General features: G+C 71.1%; 17 protein-coding genes. 8 read left to right on the top strand and 9 right to left on the bottom strand.

All coding sequences use genetic code 11. The features are described 5' to 3' along the window. Positions 1 to 514: DoxX family protein (locus ACFPZ3_RS03345; protein WP_379512433.1), on the top strand; the 514-nt coding region annotated here is incomplete at its 5' end. Positions 515 to 525: 11 nt separating this feature from the next. Here ACFPZ3_RS03345 and ACFPZ3_RS03340 read toward each other — a convergent pair. Together ACFPZ3_RS03340 and ACFPZ3_RS03335 are read right to left on the bottom strand one after the other, a co-directional pair. After that, positions 526 to 2,157: an outer membrane protein assembly factor BamB family protein gene (locus ACFPZ3_RS03340; RefSeq protein WP_379512432.1), complete on the bottom strand. Its 1,632-nt coding sequence runs from the start codon at positions 2,155 to 2,157 to the stop codon at positions 526 to 528. Continuing rightward, positions 2,139 to 2,969: a hypothetical protein gene (locus tag ACFPZ3_RS03335; protein ID WP_379512431.1), complete on the bottom strand. Its 831-nt coding sequence runs from the start codon at positions 2,967 to 2,969 to the stop codon at positions 2,139 to 2,141. The genes ACFPZ3_RS03340 and ACFPZ3_RS03335 overlap by 19 nt, the downstream gene beginning before the upstream one ends. A gap of 145 nt (positions 2,970 to 3,114) precedes the next feature. Between ACFPZ3_RS03335 and ACFPZ3_RS03330 the strand changes: the two genes are divergently transcribed. From ACFPZ3_RS03330 to ACFPZ3_RS03315, 4 genes are all read left to right on the top strand, one after another. Next, complete coding sequence (locus ACFPZ3_RS03330; protein ID WP_379512430.1) at positions 3,115 to 3,681, top strand: hypothetical protein; 567 nt, start codon at positions 3,115 to 3,117, stop codon at positions 3,679 to 3,681. Then, complete coding sequence (locus tag ACFPZ3_RS03325) at positions 3,665 to 4,231, top strand: OmpA family protein (protein WP_379512429.1); 567 nt, start codon at positions 3,665 to 3,667, stop codon at positions 4,229 to 4,231. Before ACFPZ3_RS03330 ends, ACFPZ3_RS03325 begins: the two co-directional genes overlap by 17 nt. 13 nt (positions 4,232 to 4,244) lie before the next feature. Beyond that, positions 4,245 to 5,267, top strand: a complete 1,023-nt coding sequence (locus ACFPZ3_RS03320) for a LacI family DNA-binding transcriptional regulator (protein WP_379512428.1) — start codon at positions 4,245 to 4,247, stop codon at positions 5,265 to 5,267. 127 nt (positions 5,268 to 5,394) lie between these two features. Next, on the top strand, positions 5,395 to 7,248 hold the full coding sequence (locus ACFPZ3_RS03315) for a ricin-type beta-trefoil lectin domain protein (RefSeq protein WP_379512427.1): 1,854 nt from the start codon (positions 5,395 to 5,397) through the stop codon (positions 7,246 to 7,248). Positions 7,249 to 7,261: 13 nt separating this feature from the next. Here the strand turns inward: ACFPZ3_RS03315 and sthA are convergent, their stop codons facing one another. Beyond that, positions 7,262 to 8,665: a Si-specific NAD(P)(+) transhydrogenase gene (gene sthA / locus ACFPZ3_RS03310; RefSeq protein WP_379512426.1), complete on the bottom strand. Its 1,404-nt coding sequence runs from the start codon at positions 8,663 to 8,665 to the stop codon at positions 7,262 to 7,264. A 47-nt stretch (positions 8,666 to 8,712) separates the two neighbouring features. On the opposite strand from sthA, the gene ACFPZ3_RS03305 reads away from it, so the two are divergent. Next, the gene (locus ACFPZ3_RS03305) at positions 8,713 to 9,543 is read left to right on the top strand and encodes a PhzF family phenazine biosynthesis protein (RefSeq protein ID WP_379512425.1); all 831 of its coding nucleotides are present in this window, start codon (positions 8,713 to 8,715) and stop codon (positions 9,541 to 9,543) included. On the opposite strand, the gene ACFPZ3_RS03300 is transcribed toward ACFPZ3_RS03305, so the two are convergent. The 6 genes from ACFPZ3_RS03300 to ACFPZ3_RS03275 form a co-directional block, all read right to left on the bottom strand. Then, positions 9,521 to 10,354: a 5-oxoprolinase subunit C family protein gene (locus ACFPZ3_RS03300; RefSeq protein WP_379512424.1), complete on the bottom strand. Its 834-nt coding sequence runs from the start codon at positions 10,352 to 10,354 to the stop codon at positions 9,521 to 9,523. The two genes, ACFPZ3_RS03305 and ACFPZ3_RS03300, sit on opposite strands and share 23 nt — an antisense overlap. Continuing rightward, a complete protein-coding gene (locus tag ACFPZ3_RS03295; protein ID WP_379512423.1) occupies positions 10,351 to 10,965 on the bottom strand; it encodes a 5-oxoprolinase subunit B family protein in 615 nt (204 codons plus the stop codon). The genes ACFPZ3_RS03300 and ACFPZ3_RS03295 overlap by 4 nt, the downstream gene beginning before the upstream one ends. Next, entirely contained in the window at positions 10,962 to 11,717 is a 756-nt protein-coding gene (locus tag ACFPZ3_RS03290; protein ID WP_379512422.1) for a LamB/YcsF family protein, read from the bottom strand. Before ACFPZ3_RS03290 ends, ACFPZ3_RS03295 begins: the two co-directional genes overlap by 4 nt. A 21-nt stretch (positions 11,718 to 11,738) precedes the next feature. Next, positions 11,739 to 12,509: a thioesterase family protein gene (locus ACFPZ3_RS03285; RefSeq protein ID WP_379512421.1), complete on the bottom strand. Its 771-nt coding sequence runs from the start codon at positions 12,507 to 12,509 to the stop codon at positions 11,739 to 11,741. Positions 12,510 to 12,516: 7 nt separating this feature from the next. Next, positions 12,517 to 14,007, bottom strand: a complete 1,491-nt coding sequence (locus ACFPZ3_RS03280) for a hypothetical protein (protein WP_379512765.1) — start codon at positions 14,005 to 14,007, stop codon at positions 12,517 to 12,519. Between the two features lie 182 nt (positions 14,008 to 14,189). Next, positions 14,190 to 14,414, bottom strand: coding sequence for a hypothetical protein (locus ACFPZ3_RS03275; RefSeq protein ID WP_379512420.1), 225 nt, complete (start codon positions 14,412 to 14,414; stop codon positions 14,190 to 14,192). Between the two features lie 154 nt (positions 14,415 to 14,568). Here ACFPZ3_RS03275 and ACFPZ3_RS03270 point away from each other — a divergent pair, with 154 nt between their 5' ends. Together ACFPZ3_RS03270 and ACFPZ3_RS03265 are read left to right on the top strand one after the other, a co-directional pair. Then, positions 14,569 to 15,138, top strand: coding sequence for an HhH-GPD-type base excision DNA repair protein (locus ACFPZ3_RS03270; RefSeq protein ID WP_379512419.1), 570 nt, complete (start codon positions 14,569 to 14,571; stop codon positions 15,136 to 15,138). Positions 15,139 to 15,382: 244 nt separating this feature from the next. Further along, positions 15,383 to 17,476 (top strand): SpoIIE family protein phosphatase, encoded by a 2,094-nt coding sequence (locus ACFPZ3_RS03265; protein WP_379512418.1) that lies wholly within the window; start codon positions 15,383 to 15,385, stop codon positions 17,474 to 17,476. Positions 17,477 to 17,553 lie beyond the last annotated feature (77 nt).

The following is a 17,553-nucleotide window of genomic DNA, read 5'->3' as shown; positions in this document are numbered from 1 at the left end:
CGCACCCGGCGCCTGGGCCACGATCACCATGCTCACCGAGCTCATCGGCGGCGCGCTGCTGATCGCCGGTCTCGCGGTCCCCGCGACCGGACTGATCCTCTTCGCCGAGGCACTGGCGGTCTTCCTGGTGGCCCCGCCGCTCAACCCCATCAGCATGAACGAACTCGTCCTCCTCGGAGCCGCCTCCCTCCTGCTCGCCGTCGTGGGCGCCGGCCGGGTGTCGGTGGACCACATGGTCGTGATCCGGCGGAGAGAGTCGGCGGCGGCCGACGAGTTCGCCGCGGACACGGAGGCGGACCGCGTCATCGCCTCTCTCCGCGAGCCCGACAAACCCCCCGCGGAGGAGGAGCCGGAGGTCTCTCCCACGGAGGACACGGCCCCCCACCCCCGGCCGCCCCGTACCCCGCCGGGGGAGGCCCAGAGCAAGGAGGAGGCGTCCCCCGTACCGGGTGACACGCTGGTGGCGGGCCGCAAGAAACCGGCCCCCCGAGGCCGCCGCACCACGAGCGACTGACCCCGCCCTGGTCAGGGGTCGCGCAGGTGGGAGGCGACCAGCAGGGCGGCACGGCGGGTCAGCGCGGGGTCCCCGACGGCCTGAACGGTCGCCAGCACCCGCCCGCCCGCGGCCCACGCGGACGTGAGCCGCCCATCGCGGTCGTCCGCGGAGCTGAGGTAGGCCCCTTCCCCCAGCCGCACGGTCTCCGGATCTGCGGCGGCCTTCGTGCCGGCCAGCCGGAGGAGGCCGGCGGAGGTCTCGGCGACCCACGTGACCGCCACCCGCACCTGCGCCGCCGCCTCGTCCGGCGGCAGGAACGTGCACACGTTCGGCCGGGGCCAGCGCAGCCCCAGGTGCTCCGAGGTGGCGGGCGCCGGCACGTAGCCGGGCAACGCGCCGGGCGGGAGCAGCGCGCAGGCGTCCGGCCAGCGCTCAGGGGGCACGGCGGGGAGTCGCGGCGCGCCCACCCCGTCGTGGAAGGTGTAGGCGGACAGCCGCGCCCCGCCGGGATGCATCTCGTACGTGAGCACGTCCCGCGCCGTGGTCCCCACGATCGCCCCGGCCTGGGCGTCGAACGGCAGGGCCAGCACTACGCGCCTCCCGTCCGCCGGCGAGACCACCTCGATCAGATGGGGAGCCAGATCGCTCCCCAAGGTGTCCACGGCGTGGCGAGCGGTCAGGTACCCGGCCTCCGGCAGGACCCCCTCAGAGGTTCCCGGCAGGTCGCGCGGTTTGAGCGTCCTGCGCCAGAGCGGCCGCCCGTCGCGGAGCGCGGCCATCACCCGGGCGCCGCCCTCGCTGTGCACGAGGAGGGTGAGCGTGCCGGAGCGTGCCGCCGAGGGCCCGGCGACGTGGGGCCAGGCGTCGGGCAGCCGCGCGGCCACCCGGCCCCGCGCGTCCACCGCGGTGAAGACCCCGTCCTCCGAGATCTCGACCAGGCCGGTGGGCGAGACGAGCACGGTGGGGTCGTCGTCCGCGCTCACGACGGGAACGGTCCGCGTCCAGGTGACGCGCCCGGCTCGCGGGTCGACGCCGCGCAGCGCCGACGTGCCGGGGCAGCGCCCGAGCAGGATCGGGATCTCGGACGTGAGCAGCTGATACTCGGGGCAGTCCCCTGGCAGGGGCAGCGTCCACAGGTCGCGCCCGGTCTCCGCGTCGATGCCGCGCAGCCCGTCGCCGGCCGCCCACACGATGCCGGACCGCGTCTGGGCAGAGCGCTGGAGGTAGGGGGAGATGGGCACGTCCGCGAGGGGGAGCAGCCGCGACCACTTCGTCCGCCCGCTGACGGGATCGTGGACGGTGATCCGCTCCCCGGCGAGCTCACGGGTGCGGACCGCGAGCAGGTCCCCGACGAACCGCGCGTCCACCTGCGCGAAGCTGTACGGCACTCCGATGGGGAACGTGCGCACCGCCCGCCCCGTCGCCGCGTCGAGCACCCGGATCGCGTACGGCCCGGCCGAGGGCGTCGCCACCAGCGACCGCCCGCCCACGGTGGCGACGTCCACGGACATCTGCAGCCCGTCCGTCCCGAGGTCGCCGATGCCGACGCTCCACGCGACACCGAGCGACGGCCGCCCCGGCCACGCTCCCTGGGCTCCCTGGCTTCCCCCGGCGCAGGCGAGCACGAGTGCCCCGGCGGCGATCAGCCTGGCGAGACGCATGCCCGCTCCGGCTCGAACAGCTCACAGGCGGCCCGCCCGGTGACGGCGTGCAGCCCCGCGCCGGTGTTGCGGTAGACCGTCCCGTAGCCGGTGTACCGATCGGGTGCCCCGGTGACGCGGAACGGCCGCCCTCCCGCATCGCTCACCGTGAGGCTCTCCGGCTTTCCGCCCTCCGCCGGGACGTATTCGACCTCCAGCTTGAATGTATGGCTGTGCGATCCGGCGCGGATCTCGAACCCGAGTTCCTTCTGCTTTCCCTGTTCCACCGGAAGGCTTTCTGGCCCGAAGTAGGCCGAGCCGGGCTTTTGGACACTGGCGAAGAAAGGGGCGGGAGAATCGAGGTTCATGATGAGCTGGGGATTTCTGGACATCGTCTCGCTGGGGTATTCGACGAAGGCGCGGACGACGTTGGGCCCAGGATCGGGGTCCTCCTTCACGCGTACGTTCGTGATGCGGACAAGGCCCCGGCCGGCCGTGAACACCACGCGCACGCGTACCCACTTCACCCAGGCGCCGCCCAGCTGCCCGGCCAGGTCGAGGAAGGCGGGATCGGTGAAGCGGCCGCCCAGGAAGAGCGCCCGGTCCTGCGGCGTCGCCGGCAGGGCGGACACGGCCAGGTGCGGGGCCCGGCCGCCGGCGGGCACGACCGTGGCCCGCAGCGCCGGTCGCCCGATGTTCAGCAGGTCGGCGGCGAGACGGATGAGCGGGCTGAGGGAGTCGGTCAGCCCCGCGATGAGGACCGCGGTGAGCACCCCGCCCGCCCACACGAGGATTTTGGTGCGTTTGCTATCCGACTTGTCATTCTCCGGCACGGTAACCGTCCTCACGCTTTCCGGGGAAGACAATCTAACGCACGGAAAACATACGGCGAGCGGCCATTTCCAGAAAGGCTGCCTGAGGAAATCGAAGCTAAATAGCGCGACATTTGCGGATATGTGCCGCTACACTCTCCGTCCCATGAGGTTGACGAAGATCCTTGCTTCCGTGACGATCGCCGCGCTCGCCGCGGGGTGCCAGCTGGGTGGCCCCTCCCCGAGCGGCGCCCAGAACGAGCCGTCCGAGACGGTGCCGGTCGCCCGGACGAGCACCGCTCCGCCCGCGGCCGCTCCGCCCGACCAGGTCCTGGCGAGCAGGGAAGGCATGATCGACCACACCAAATTCAAGATCGAGATCGTCCAGCTCCTCCGCAGAGAACGCTTCGTCAACCTCACCTTCACCGCCACGGTGACGAAGGACGGCGAGAGCAGCCTCGGGTGGCAGGTGCACAACGCCTTCTCCGCCGTGCCCAAGCCGAACCCCACCGTCGACGGCGTCTTCCTGGTGGACGTCAAGAACGCCAAGAAGCACCTCGTGGCGGTGGACAGCGAGGGGGCGTGCGTGTGCACCCGCGTCTCGTCGCTGTTCCTGAAGCAGGACGAAAGCGCCGTGTTCTCGGCCACGTTCGCCGCTCCGCCCGCCGACGTGGGCTCGGTCGACGTGCACATCCCGAACGTGGGGACGCTGGCGAATGTACCGATCGGTTAGCGCGGCGCTGCTGGCGCTTACGGCGTTCACCACGCCCACCCAGCCGCCGCTGGCCGGAGGTGAGCCGGTCAGCGCGCCGGTGCTCGACATCAGCGGCAAGACACTGGACGCCGACGGCAAGGTCCTGGACATCGGCGAGCGCATCGCCAACCTCGACGAGTCGGTGACCAACGAGACGAGCGGCAGGCAGCGTACGATCACGGTCGCCGCCGACGTGGTGTTCGCCTTCGACAAGGCCACGCTGACCGGCAGGGCGAAGAGCCGGCTGGCACAGGCGGCCGAGCCGCTCAAGGCCGAGGCCGAGGGCAAGGAGATCAAGGTCGACGGTTACACCGACGCGAAGGGCTCCGGCTCCTACAACCTGGTGCTGTCCAGGAAGCGGGCGCAGGCGGTACGCGACGCGCTCGGCGAACTCGTGCCGGGGGCCAGGTTCACCGTGGCCGGGTACGGCGAGGCCGACCCGGTCGCTCCCAACGCGCTGCCCGACGGCGGCGACAACCCCAAGGGCCGCGCCAAGAACCGCAGGGTGGAGATCACCTTCACCCGATGAATATCCTGACCGCATGACGGAGGGCCGGGCGCGCGCGACGGTGCGGGATGTCGCGGCCGAGACCGGCCTGTCCATCGCCACCGTCTCCCGCGTGCTCAACGGCCAGTCCAACGTCGCCCCGCACACCCGCGAGCTGGTGCTGCGCGCCGTCGGCCGGCTCGGCGACCAGGCGCCCAGGCCGCGCGCGGCCCCTGACGCGCAGGGCGGGGCGGTCTACGTGCGCTGCCCGTACGTGCTGACGGACTACTTCGGGCTGATCGTCTCCTCCGTGGGCGAGACGATCGAGCTGCACGGCCGGCAGATGATCCTCGGCGCGGGGGAGGCGGCGCAGGGGAGCGCGGTGCTGCCCGGCCTGCCCGACCGGCCGGGCGTCGCGGGCGCGATCCTGATCCTGCCTCCCGAGCCGGGCGACGAGCTCGTACGCCTGCGCGACCGCGGCTTCCCCTTCGTGGTGATCGACCCGCGCACGCCGCCCCCGAAGGACATCGCGGCGGTGTCGGCCGCGCACTTCGCCGGCGGGCGCAAACTGATGGCGCACGTGGTGGCGCTGGGCCACCGCCGCGTCGGGATCATCGGCGGCCCCGTTCGCTGGCTGCCCAGCGAGGCCAGGCTGGCCGGCTACACCGCCTCACTGGCCGACGCCGGGGTGCTGCCTGCGCCCGAGCTGCTGCGCAACGTGCCGGAGCCGAACATCGAGCACGGCTACCTGGCGGCCCGCGAGCTGCTGGACCTGCCGGAGCGGCCGACGGCGCTGGTGGCGTTCAACGACAAGATGGCGGTCGGCGCGCTGCGGGCGGCGGCCGAGCGCGGGCTGAGCGTGCCCGGCGACCTGTCGGTGGCGGGCTTCGACGACATCGACCTCAGCCGGGCGACCACCCCGGCGCTCACCACGGTGCGCCAGCCCCTGCAGGAGATGGGGCGGATGGCGGTGACGCTGCTGATGCGGCTGCTCAGCAGGCACACACTCGAGGCGCTGCACGTCTCGCTCGGCACCGAACTGGTCGTCCGCGCCTCCACGGGCCCGGCTCCGCGCTGACTGTTTCATTTGTTACACCGGTTGACGGGCATGTTGACTCGTGTTCTGCTGCTCAAAGCAAGCAGCGTTACAGATTTGTTTCATTTGTTACACGGGCATCACCCCCCGCCCCGAAAGGACTTCCGCCGTGTCCAGAATCCTTCTGGCGCTCGCCTGCGCCGTCGCGCTGTGCGCGGCCGCGCCGCTGCCGGCCTTAGCCGCCGGTGAGCAGGTGAACGTCTGGCTCACCACCACCTCCGACTCAGGGGGCCGCACCGTCACCCGAGGCCTCCAGCAGCAGACCCCGACCGCCTTCGGCCCCGCCGGAGGCAGCGCCAACCACACGATCACCGTCAACGAGGGCACCACGTATCAGCAGTTCGAGGGCGCCGGGGCGTCGATCACCGACTCGACCGCGTACCTGCTGCGCGGCGGTCCCGTCAGCGCCGCCACCCGCGACGCCGCGATGCGCAAGCTGTTCTCGCCCACCGACGGGATCGGCCTGTCGTTCGTGCGCAACCCGATCGGCGCCTCCGACCTGTCCCGCCCCGGCATGGTCTCGCTCGACGACACCTGCTGCGACCTGAACGACTTCGGCGCCAACGGCTACGACACCAACGTCCGCCTGCTGACCGCCCAGGCCAAGCAGCTCAACCCGGCGCTGCGGGTCAAGGGCGTGCCGTGGAGCGCGCCCGGCTGGATGAAGGACAACGGCCGGATGGACCAGATGGGCTGGCTGAAGTTCGAGAATTACGCCACCTACGCCCAGTACCTGGTCAAGTACGTCCAGAGCTACCAGGCCGCCGGAGTCCCGGTGAACTACATCTCGGTCCAGAACGAGCCCAACTGCTGCCAGGCATCCAACCCGACCGCCATGAACTACCCCGGCATGTCCTGGAACGCCTCCGGCCTCATCGAGCTGACCAAGAACTTCGTCTTCCCTGCCTTCCGCGCGGCGGGCATCACCACCAAAGTGCTCGTCCACGACTGGAACTACGGTGACTACGGTCAGATCGGCAGTGCCATCCTGGCCGACTCGGCGCTGCGCAACGACCCGCTGTTCGGCGGCATCGCCTGGCACGGCTACTTCGGTGACCCGGCGGTCGGCACGCAGGTGCACAACCAGTATCCGTCGGTACGGCAGTTCAGCACCGAGCACTCGGGCGGCACCTGGATCGGCAACCAGCACAACGAGGACATGGCCGACATCGTCAACTACGCCCGCAACTGGAGCGGCAGCCTGGTCAAGTGGGGCCTGGCGCTCAACCAGAGCATGGGCCCGCACAACGGCGGCTGCGGCACCTGCACCGGCCTGATCACCGTCCAGGAGGGCGGCTCACGCGCCGGCCAGGTGGACTACACGATCGAGTACTACACGACGGGTCACCTGACCAAGTTCGTCAAGCCGGGCGCGTCCCGGATCGACTCGACCGCCAACGGCACCGTCCAGAACGTGGCCTACAAGAACCCCGACGGCTCCAAGGCCCTGATCGCCCACAACGGCGGCACCTCGGGCCAGTCCATCCGGGTCAACTGGGGCAACCAGTCCTTCGTCTACTCCCTGCCCGCTCGCACCACGGCCACCTTCACCTGGTCGGGCACGCCGGGCTCGGGCGGCGGCACCGGCGGCACGGTCACCGGGCTGGCGGGCAAGTGCATGGACGTGGCGGGGGCCAGCAGCGTCGACGGCGCCGCCGTACAGCTCTACACCTGCAACGGCACCGCCGCCCAGCAGTGGACCCGCCCGGGAGACGGCACGCTGCGCGCCCTCGGCAAGTGCCTCGACGTGGCGGCGCAGGGCACGGCCAACGGCAGCCTGCTGCAACTCTGGTCGTGCACGGGCACCGCCAACCAGCAGTGGACCTCCACCGCGAGCCGCGACCTGGTGAACCCCGCCGCGAACAAGTGCGCCGACGTCACCGGCAACTCCAGCGCCGACGGCGCCCGCCTGCAGCTGTGGACCTGCACGGGCGCCGCCAACCAGAAGTGGACGATCTCCTAGGACGACGCCCGGCTCACATGTCCGCCGTGAGCCGGGCCACCGTCCGCATCTTGTTCATCGCGTCCAGCGCCGCCACCTTGTACGACTCCGCCAGCGTCGGATAGTTGAACACCGCGTTGACCAGGTAGTCCACCGTCCCGCCGCAGCCCATGACGGTCTGCCCGATGTGCACCAGCTCCGTCGCCCCCGTGCCGAACACGTGCACGCCGAGCAGCCGCCGGTCCTCGGAGGACACCAGGAGCTTGAGCATCCCGTACGAGTCGCCGATGATCTGGCCTCTGGCCAGCTCCCGGTAACGCGAGATGCCCACCTCGAACGGCACCTTCTCCCGGGTCAGCTCGTCCTCCGAGCGGCCGACGAAGCTGATCTCGGGAATGGTGTAGATCCCGATGGGCGGCAGCTCGTGCACGTCCACCGCCGGTTCGCCGCAGGCGTGCTGCGCGGCCAGCCGGCCCTGCTCCATCGACGTGGCGGCCAGCGCGGGGAAGCCGATCACGTCGCCCACGGCGTAGATGTGCGGCACCTCGGTGGCGTAGTTGGCGTCCACCGCGATCCTGCCCCGGTCGTCGGCGGCCAGTCCTGCTGCCTCCAGGCACAGCTCGGCGGTCTTGCCCTGGCGGCCCGCGGAGTACATGACGCAGTCGGCGGGGATCTTCTTGCCGCTCTCCAGCAGGGTCAGCGCGCCGCGCGGGCGGCGTTCGACGGCCGCGACGTTCTCCCCGAACCTGAAGGTCACGGCCAGGTCACGCAGGTGGTACTTGAGCGCCTCCACGATCTCCAGGTCGCAGAACTCCAGCATGCGCTCGCGCCGCTCGACCACCGTGACCTTGGTGCCGAGGGCGGCGAACATGGAGGCGTACTCGATGCCGATCACCCCGGCCCCCACCACGACCAGCGTCTCGGGGACCCGGTCGAGGTGCAGGATGGCGTCGGAGTCGATCACGGTCCTGTCGTCGAACTCGACGCTGGACGGCCGGGCGGGCGAGGTTCCCGTGGCGATCACGACCTTGTCGGCGGTGATCTTCTTCTCCTCGTCGCCCGTGATGCCGATCGTGTGGGCGTCGAGGAAACGTCCGGTGCCCGCTAACACCGTCACGTGGTTGCGGGCGAGCTGGCTGCGGATCACCTGGATCTCGCGGCCGATCACGTGCTGGGTGCGCATCCCCAGGTCGCCGACCGTGATCTCGTCCTTGACGCGGTAGCTGGCGCCGTACAGCTCGCGCTGGTTGAGCCCTGTGAGATAGAGGACGGCCTCGCGCAGCGTCTTCGACGGAATGGTGCCCGTGTTGATGCACACGCCACCGATCATGTTCCGTTTCTCGATCACCGCCACGCGCCTGCCGAGTTTCGCGGCCGCGATCGCCGCCTTCTGCCCACCTGGTCCTGATCCCAGGACCACAACGTCAAAGTCCGCCACAACGCCCAGTCTGGGGGCGGCGGGTCAACAGTGAAAGACTCCTGACCATGACGCGACGATTCACGCAGGTCGATGTCTTCCCCGCGGCCCCCTACCAGGGCAACGCGCTCGCCGTCGTGCTGGACGGCGAAGGGCTGGGCGCGGAGGAGATGCAGCGCTTCGCCAGATGGACGAACCTGGCCGAAACCACCTTCCTGCTGCCCCCGACCTCGCCCGAGGCCGACTACCGGGTACGCATCTTCACCACCGGCACCGAGCTGCCCTTCGCCGGGCATCCGACGCTGGGCTCCTGCCACGCCTGGCTGGAGGCCGGGGGCGAGCCGCGGACGAAGGGCGAGATCGTCCAGGAGTGCCAGGCCGGGCTCGTGCCCCTGCGCGTCACGGACGAGGGGCTGGCCTTCCAGGCGCCGCCCCTGGTGCGCTCGGGGCCGGTGGCGGAGGAGCTCCTGGAGCGGATCGCCGGCTCGCTCGGGATCGGGCGCGCGGACATCGTGGCCGCCGAATGGGCCGACAACGGGCCGGGCTGGATCGGGGTGCTGCTCGCGGATGCCGAGTCGGTGCTCGCGCTGCGCCCCGGGGCGGTGCCGCACGAGGTGGGCGTGGCGGGCCCGTATCCGGAGGGCTCGCCGTACGCGTTCGAGGTGCGGGCGTTCATCCCGCACCAGGGCGCCACAGAGGAGGACCCGGTGACGGGCAGCCTGAACGCCTCCCTGGGTCAGTGGCTGCTGCGCACCGGCCGCGCGCGGGCCCCGTACGTGGCCTCCCAGGGCACCGCGATCGGCCACGCGGGCCGCATCCACATCTCCGACGACGCCGACGGGAACGTCTGGGTGGGCGGCGCGGTCGTCACGTGCGTCACGGGCTCGGTCGCGTTGTGAACCGCACCTCGTCGCCCGGCCTGAGCTGGGCGGCGACCGGCAGGTCCGCGCCGCGTACGACGCCGATCACCGGATAGCCGCCCGTCGGGGGATGGTCGGCGAGGAACACGATGGGCTGCCCGCTCGGCGGCACCTGCACGGCCCCCGCGACCATGCCCTCGCTGGGCAGCTCGCCCTCCTTGGCCCTGGCCAGCTCGGGTCCGCGCAGGCGCACGCCGACCCGGTTGCTGTCCTGGCTCACGGTGTACGGCCGCGCGCACAACTCCGCCAGCGCCTCCGGCACGAACCAGTCGTCCCGCGGCCCCGCCAGCACCCGCAGCACGGCCTCCCTAGGCCCGGGCAGCGGCGCCAGATCGACGGAGATGCCCCCTTCCGGCCTCCCCACCGGCAGCAACACCCCCGCCCGCAACGGCTCGGGCCCCAATCCGGACAACGAGTCGGTGGACCGGCTCCCCAGCACCGGCTCGACCGTGATGCCACCGCGCACCGCCAGATACGTACGCAACCCCCACAAGGGCGCCCCCAGCAGCAGCTCGGCCCCGGCAGGCACCCAGAACGGCGCCCCCATGGCCGCACCCGCCAGAGGCGCTCCCGTCAGGGCCGCCCACGCCGCGTCCAGGAAGCGCAGCCGCGCCATCCCGTAGGTCAGCTCGACCCCCGCCAGCCCCTCGGCGTTGCCCACCAGCCGGTTCGCCAGCCGCAGACTCGCCGCGTCCGCCGCCCCTGAACAGGGCACCCCCAGGTGGGCGAGCCCGGGCCGCCCCAGGTCCTGAACGCTCGCGTACGGCCCAGGCGCCAAAACCTCGATCATGCCGGCTCGAACCGCACGCGCATGCCCGGCCTGAACAACGAGGGCGGATCGCCCGCCACGTCCCACACCCGCACCGACGTGCGCCCGATCAGCCGCCACCCGCCGGGCGAGGCCGTCGGGTACACCGCCGAATACGGCCCCGCCACCGCCACCGACCCCACGGGCACCGACGTGCGCGGCGTGTCCAGCCTGGGCATCTCCAGCACCGGATCCAGCCCGGTGAGATAGGCGAACCCCGGGGCGAACCCCAGCCACCCCACCACCAGCTCCCGCCCCGCGTGCCGCGAGACCACCTCGTCCACGGAGATCCCCGCCAGCTCCGCCACGGAATCGAGATCCGCGCCGTCATAGACCACGGGAATCGTCACGGTCTTTCCGAGGTCGCCCGACGCCGAGCCCTGGCCGCGCTGCTGCCGGGCGACCGCCTCCAGCCGCTCCCGCAAGCCCGCCCGATCCACCCCGGGAGCCACCACCAGCACCGTCTCGGGCCCGGGAACGATCTCCACGACGCCCTCGGGCCGCTCCGCCCGCAGCGCCGCGTCCAGCCGGTGCGACAACTCCAGCGACCCGGTCTCCACGAGCAGCCCGTGCTCCCCGGCCGTACGGATCACGCGAACGCCTGCAGGACCACTCCGGCCGCCAGCAACGTGTCCCGCACCCCCTGCGCCAGCCTGACGGCGTCAGGCGTGTCTCCGTGGACGCAGATAGAACGGGCAGAAATCGGTACGGAACTACCGTCAGCGGCCGTCACAGAGCCGTCCACGGCCATCTGACGGGCACGCGCGGACACCGCGGCGGGGTCGTGGACGACCGAACCCGGCTCGCGGCGCGGCACGAGCATCCCCTGCGGGGTGTACGCCCGGTCGGCGAACGCCTCGCTCACCGTCGGCACGCCCTCGGCCGCCGCCACCTTGTGCACCACCGAGCCCGGCAGCGTGAGCACCGGCAGCGACGGGTCGTAGTCGGCCACCGCGTCGATCACCGCCGCGGCCTGCGTCTCGTCGCGGCAGATCCGGTTGTAGAGCGCGCCGTGCGGCTTGACGTAGGAGACCCGGCCGCCCATCGCCCTGGCTATGCCGTCCACGGCCGCGAGCTGGTAGAGCACCTCGGCGCACAACTCCTCCTGCTCGACGTCCATCTCCCTGCGCCCGAAGTGGGCCAGGTCGCGATAGGACACCTGCGCGCCGATCGCCACCCCGCGATCCACGGCCGCCGCGCACGTGCGCCTGATCGTCACCGGGTCGCCGGCGTGAAAACCGCAGGCCACGTTGGCGCTTGTGACGATGTCGAGCAGCGCGAGGTCGTCGCCGAGCCGCCAGATGCCGAAACCCTCGCCCAGGTCCGCGTTGAGGTCGATCACCATGGCACCATCATGGCGGCTCGGCTACCTCGGCGCGACGAACAACGTCTGCGTGGCCGTGCCGATCTCGCCCGTCTCGTCGTACAGGGTGGAGCGGGTCAGGCCGCGGCCCGCCGGGCCGATGACGGTGGCGGCGTCCATGCAGATCCACTCGCCGGCCGGGGCGCGGAACAACGAGATCGTCAGGTCCACGTTCACGAACACGTGGGTCTCGAAGCCGAGGGCGAGGCTGACGCCGTTGCCGCTGTCGGCGAACACCGCCACCCGCTCCACCGGCGTCATCTCCTCGCCCTCGACCAGCGGCATCGCGAGCCTGCCCCAGACCGTGGCGGGGCCGGTCTCCATGGGGGCGCCGGCGACGAAACGCCAGTCGAGCGCCCTGCCGTACCCGAAGCTGGTGGTCAGCCACGAACGGGCGTGCTCCGGCGCGGGCGGCGGCACGGGGGCGGGCGGTTTGGCCACCGGCGTGGCCGGCGTGCCGGCCGAGCGGATGCGCCACGCGCTCGCCCTGACGTACTCACGGCCGCCGGACGACACGCTCGCCGACAGGCACTGCACCCGTTTGCCGTCGCGTACGACCTCGGTCGCCACCTCCAGCTCGGCCACGGGCACCGGCGCGAACACGTCCACCACCAGCCTGGACATCTCCAGCCCCGGCCGCGGCGCGGTCCGCGCCAGCTCGTGCGCGATCAGGGCCGTGACGGGCCCCATGTGCTGGGTGCGCGGATCCCACGGCCCCTGCGTGTGCTCGGAGGCCAGGTAACGACCCGAGCCCGCCCGGACGTACATCGCCATGAAGAGCTCAGATCTCGTCGGGGATGTCGGCGATGTCGTCGAGCGCCGCGGCCAGCTCCTCCGGATCGCCGCCGATCCGCTCGGCGATCTCGATCAGCACGTGCAGCACGTCGTGGCGGTCGTGCCCGAGGTCGAGCAGCCGCTGCGCCGCCTCCCAGAGCTGCGGCGGGTCGCCGTCCCACAGCCGGGTGGCGATCTCCTCGTGCCAGGCCAGGTGCTCCTGGTCGATCGTCCCGTTGTGGTCGATCTCGAGTAACGTACGCCGGTCCGCCTGGTCGGCCGGGTTGAGCAGGTCGAGGTCGATCCCGTTGTGCGTGCCCTGCAGATAGGGGAAGGCGAAGGCCCGCCTGGCCAGCGCCGACAGGTCGCCGTCGGGCAGCAGCCGCTCCAGCAGCGGCCGGTCCAGCCCGAACGACGTCGGGTCCCGGTAGGCCTCGGGGAACTTCCCGATCGCCCCCCATACCGCGTCGAGCGTGGCCTTCAGCCCCTGCTCGGGCAGGCCCGTGCGGTGCGCGGCGAAACGCGCCCACGCCGACATCACGTGCGGCATCGCCTCCTGCTCCGCCACGCTCAGCATCACCTTGCGCGGCAGCCAGTCCAGCAGGAACGTCTCGCACTTGGTCGGGCTCACCCGCAGCGGCCGGTTGAAGTCCTGCTCGCACCCGTAGTCGATGATGTGGTCGGCGCAGCGCGAGGCCGCCGACGGGTCGGACAGGTGCTCGGCCGCGTCGGACGCCAGGAACTCCGCCGCCAGCATGGCCCGCCGCTCCCTGCTGTACGGGGCCTCGATGTGCAGCGGCGCCGGCCGCTTGCGCCCCGGGGGCAGCGCCTTGAGCCGGGCGCGGGCGAAGGCGTGGTAGGCGCTGTAGCTCTCACTCACCGGCGGCGGCGTCTTCGGCTCCCTGGTGGCCTTCATCGCCGACTCCAGCAGCGCCCTGGCCTGCTCGGGCTGGATCTCCTCGAACAGCAGCAGCGGATTGCCCGCCGCCTCGGCCCTGGCCTGCTCCAGCAGCTTGTCGACCTGGGAGGAGACCCAGGCGTCGCGCGCCATGCCGCTCATGTTGTAGTCGACCACCATGACCAGCGCGTGCCGGTCCATCGGCTGCTCGCTGTCGTTCCAGCGGTAGGCGAAGGTGCAGATCACCGTGTCCTGGTCGCCGTAGGCGTCGCGGGAGACGTAACAGCCGGCCGGCTTCACCGCGCCCACCCGTTCGGCCCAGCCCGGCCTGGCCACGCCCGACTCCATCATCGCCAGCGCCGCGCCCTCGGCCTTGGCGCCCTGGCGGGCGGTGCCCAGATAGGCCAGGCAGATCAGCAGCGTCAGCGAGGCCGGCGTGCCGGCCTTGGCCGCGTAGTCGACCAGCCCCTCCCCGAGCACCTGCTCGACGTCGCCTCCCCTGACCCGCCTCCCCCACCAGGCACCGACCATGTCGGAGACCATCAATTCCGCGTCAAGAGGGGTGCGAACGGCCAGCAGTTCGCGAGCCGCCTGCACCATTTCCTTGAACACGTCGTCTGGCGGGGTGCTCTCCCGGGGATCTCGTCGGTGTCGGCGCACACCCTCACTCTCTCGTATTCCAGGCGCAAAAGGTGCGTAGAACTCGGCCTGGTGACCCCGATGTTACCGGGGAAGGCGTTTTCGGCGGGCACGCCGATCCGGGCGTTCCTCCCGTGACCGCCCTAGCGGGCGCCCCGGGGCGGAGGCGCGGAGTTCACGATCGCGAGCAGGTGCTCGCGAGCGATGCGTTCCACGATCTCGGGCGTCGCTGAGATGCCCAGATGCTGTGCACACGCGCACACGTCGGCCACGCAGCGGTCGATCGTGTCCACGGGTACAGTCAGGAACTCTTCGGCCAGCCTGAGACTGACCGGCTCCCGCAGGAACCGTGTGGCCAGAGCGAGCATAGAAGTGAGATTCCTCTGGAGACCCAGGGGCAAACCCCCAGGAATGTCTGCAGGGCGACTTGCGCTCTCATTTCACCTTTTCTCGGGCCGGTGTCAAGGCCCCGCGACGCCTGTGTTCACTTCACCCGGCGCCCTTTCGTGCAAAGCTGTGTCCATGCGCATCCAGCTCGCCCAGCGGAGCGAGGCAGACGAGCTCCTCGGCCGCAGCCCGCTCGCCCTGCTCGTTGGCATGCTGCTCGACCAGCAGATCCCCATGGAGTGGGCGTTCACGGGGCCATACACGATCTCCCAGCGGCTCGGGCATGACCTCACCGCCGCTGAGATCGCCGCCAGCGACCCAGAAGCCTTCACCGCGCTGCTGGCGGAGAAGCCGGCCGTGCACCGCTATCCCAAGGCCATGGCGGCCAGGGTTCAGCAACTGGCGGCCTATCTTGTAGAGCATTATGACGGACAACCCGCGAAGATCTGGACAGACGTGACCGACGGGCGGGAGTTGTTGAAACGACTCATGGCCCTTCCGGGATACGGCAAGCAGAAGGCCCAGATCTTTTTGGCATTGCTGGGCAAGCAGTTGGGGGTCCAGCCACCAGGCTGGCGTGAGGCAGCCGGACTCTACGGCGAGGAGGGGTCACACAGGTCGGTAGCCGACGTGGTCGACGCCGACAGCCTGACCCGCGTGCGGGCCGCCAAGCAGGAGGCCAAGCTCGCGGCCAAGGCCGAGTAACCGCCCCGGCGATCGGGCCCGGTAAATCGGCGCTGTAACCTGATCTTGCTGCGCAATGTGGAGCGACTTTGACAGGATGCGTAGACCCTAGAGGCGACCGGGCCGCGGCGGGGGCTTCCGTCCGTACATGCCCATCGTCGATGATGTACTGCAGAATCCGGTCGCCCGGAGCTGCGCTACGCCGATACACAGTTATGGAGATGTGCCGCGTGGGAGACCCTGGCACGCGACGGAGGTGCGGACCATGAGCGCCGAGACCTCCGTTCCCCGTCCCCGGGAGTCGGATGTGGACATCTCAGACTCCGCCCTCTTCAAGGGCATGCTGTCGGAAGCGGAGTTCGCCTTTGCCTTCTTCGACGCCGACAGCCGTATCCAGCGGGTCAACGACGTGTTCAGCGATGTCGTCAACGTGCCCGCCGAACGTATGGTCGGCAGGCCGCCCGTCGAGGTGCTCACCGCCGACCTCAGCCAGATCATCACCCATGCCGTGCAGGCCGTCATCGAGAGCGACGCGCCGGTCACCGAGGGCCGCGTACGCGTGCGGTCCAGCGAGGGCGACACCCGGCACTGGTCGCTGTCGTTCTCGCCGGTCCACGACGACGCGGGCGAGCTGCGCGCGATCGCCCTGGTCGGGCTCGACGTGACCGAGAGCCGCCAGACCGAGGAGGCGCTGCGCCGCAGCGAGGAGCGCTACCGCTCGCTGGTCGAGGCGCAGTCCCAGCTCGTCTGGATCACCTCGCCCACCGGCGTCGTGGTCGAGGACGCCCCGCAGTGGCGCGCCATCACCGGCCAGGGCCTGGAGGAATACCTCGCCAACGGCTGGCTGGAGGTCGTGCACCCCGAGGAGCGCCAGCAGACCGAGGAGGCGTGGCGCGAGGCGCTGCGCGGCCGCGCCATGTTCGAGTGGAACTACCGGGTGCGCACCCGGGCCAGCGGTTACCGCCACTTCGAGGTGCGCGCCGTGCCCATCATCCGCCACGGCAGGGTGGTCGAGTGGGTCGGCGCCAACACCGACGTGACCCCGCAGCGCGAGGCCGAGGAGATGCGCGGCAGGCTGACCGACCAGCTCGGCGCCGCCGCCCTGCGCACCGCCCGGCTGCAGGGCGCCACCGCCATGCTCGCGGAGGCCCTCACGGTCGAGCAGGTGGTGCAGGTCATCATCGACGTGGGCCGCACGGCCCTGGCCGCCGACCGCTCGGCGGTCGCGCTGCTCGACCCCGACCGCGCCGCGCTCAAGCTGATCAACGGCGAGGGCATCCTGGAGGCCACGGGCGCCACCGGCGATGAGATCCCGCTGTCCTACTCCAACGTGATGACCATGGCGGTCAACAGCCGCCGTCCCGTGTTCGCCGAGTCTCCCGACTCGCTGAAGGCCCAGCTCCTGGAGGCCGGCGGCGATGAGGAGGTCCTGGCGGGCTTCCTCGCGCACGGCGATGAGCGGGCCTGGGTGGGCCTGCCGCTGCTCGCCGCGGGACGCGCCCTGGGAGCGCTCCGGTTCTCCTTCACGCGGCCGCAGAAGATCTCTCAGGAGGACGGCGTCTTCCTGGAGGCGCTGGCCGGTCAGTGCGCGCTGGCGGTCGAGCGGGCCACGCTGTTCGAGCGTGAGCACCGCACCGCCGAGACGCTGCAGCGCAGCCTGCTGCCCGACCGCCTGCCGGTGGTCAAGGGCCTGGTGCTGGCCCAGCGCTTCCGCTCCGGCAGCCGCCACGTGCAGGTCGGCGGCGACTGGTACGACGCGTTCGTGCTGCAGGACGGGCGTGTCGCGGCCGTCGTCGGCGACGTCATGGGCAAGGGCGTCAAGGCCGCGGCGGGAATGGGCCGCATCCGCAACGCCATGCGGGCGCTGGCGCTGACCAACCCGCCGCCCGCGGCCGTGCTCACCGGGCTCGACCGGGTCTTCGAGGCCACGGAAGAGGAGGAGCAGGTCACGACGCTGGCGTACATGGTCGTCGAGCCTGTCACCGGCGAGGGCACCCTGGCGCTGGCCGGGCACCCGCCACCCGTCCTGGTTTCACCGCAGGGCACGGCGATCCTGTGCGACGCCGAGCCCGGCACTCCGCTAGGCTGGCCGACCAGCCGTAGGCAGTTCCGGTTCGTGGTGCCGCCCGGCCATACCGCCGTGCTCTACTCCGACGGTCTCGTGGAGAACAGGAAGCGCGGGCTGGATGCCGGGCTCGCAGAGATTTGCAGTGTTGTGACCGAAGCGCCGCCTGAGGTCGTCAGTAGTCCGCACATGCTGCTGGACTTCCTGGTTGACCGGATGTTGTCTGGATATGAACAGGATGATGACGTTACCGCGCTCGCAATTCACGTCCCACCAGCCACGAAGAGTGACTGAATGAAACAGTCATAACGGTTGCTTTCGGGTATCAGTGCCCCGCTTACGTACGCACTACTGTCTTGGTCGGCCTAGGG

Source organism: Nonomuraea insulae (assembly GCF_042656245.1).
The sequence above is the reverse complement of the archived record's forward strand: the minus strand, read 5'-3'. Positions and strand labels throughout refer to the sequence as shown.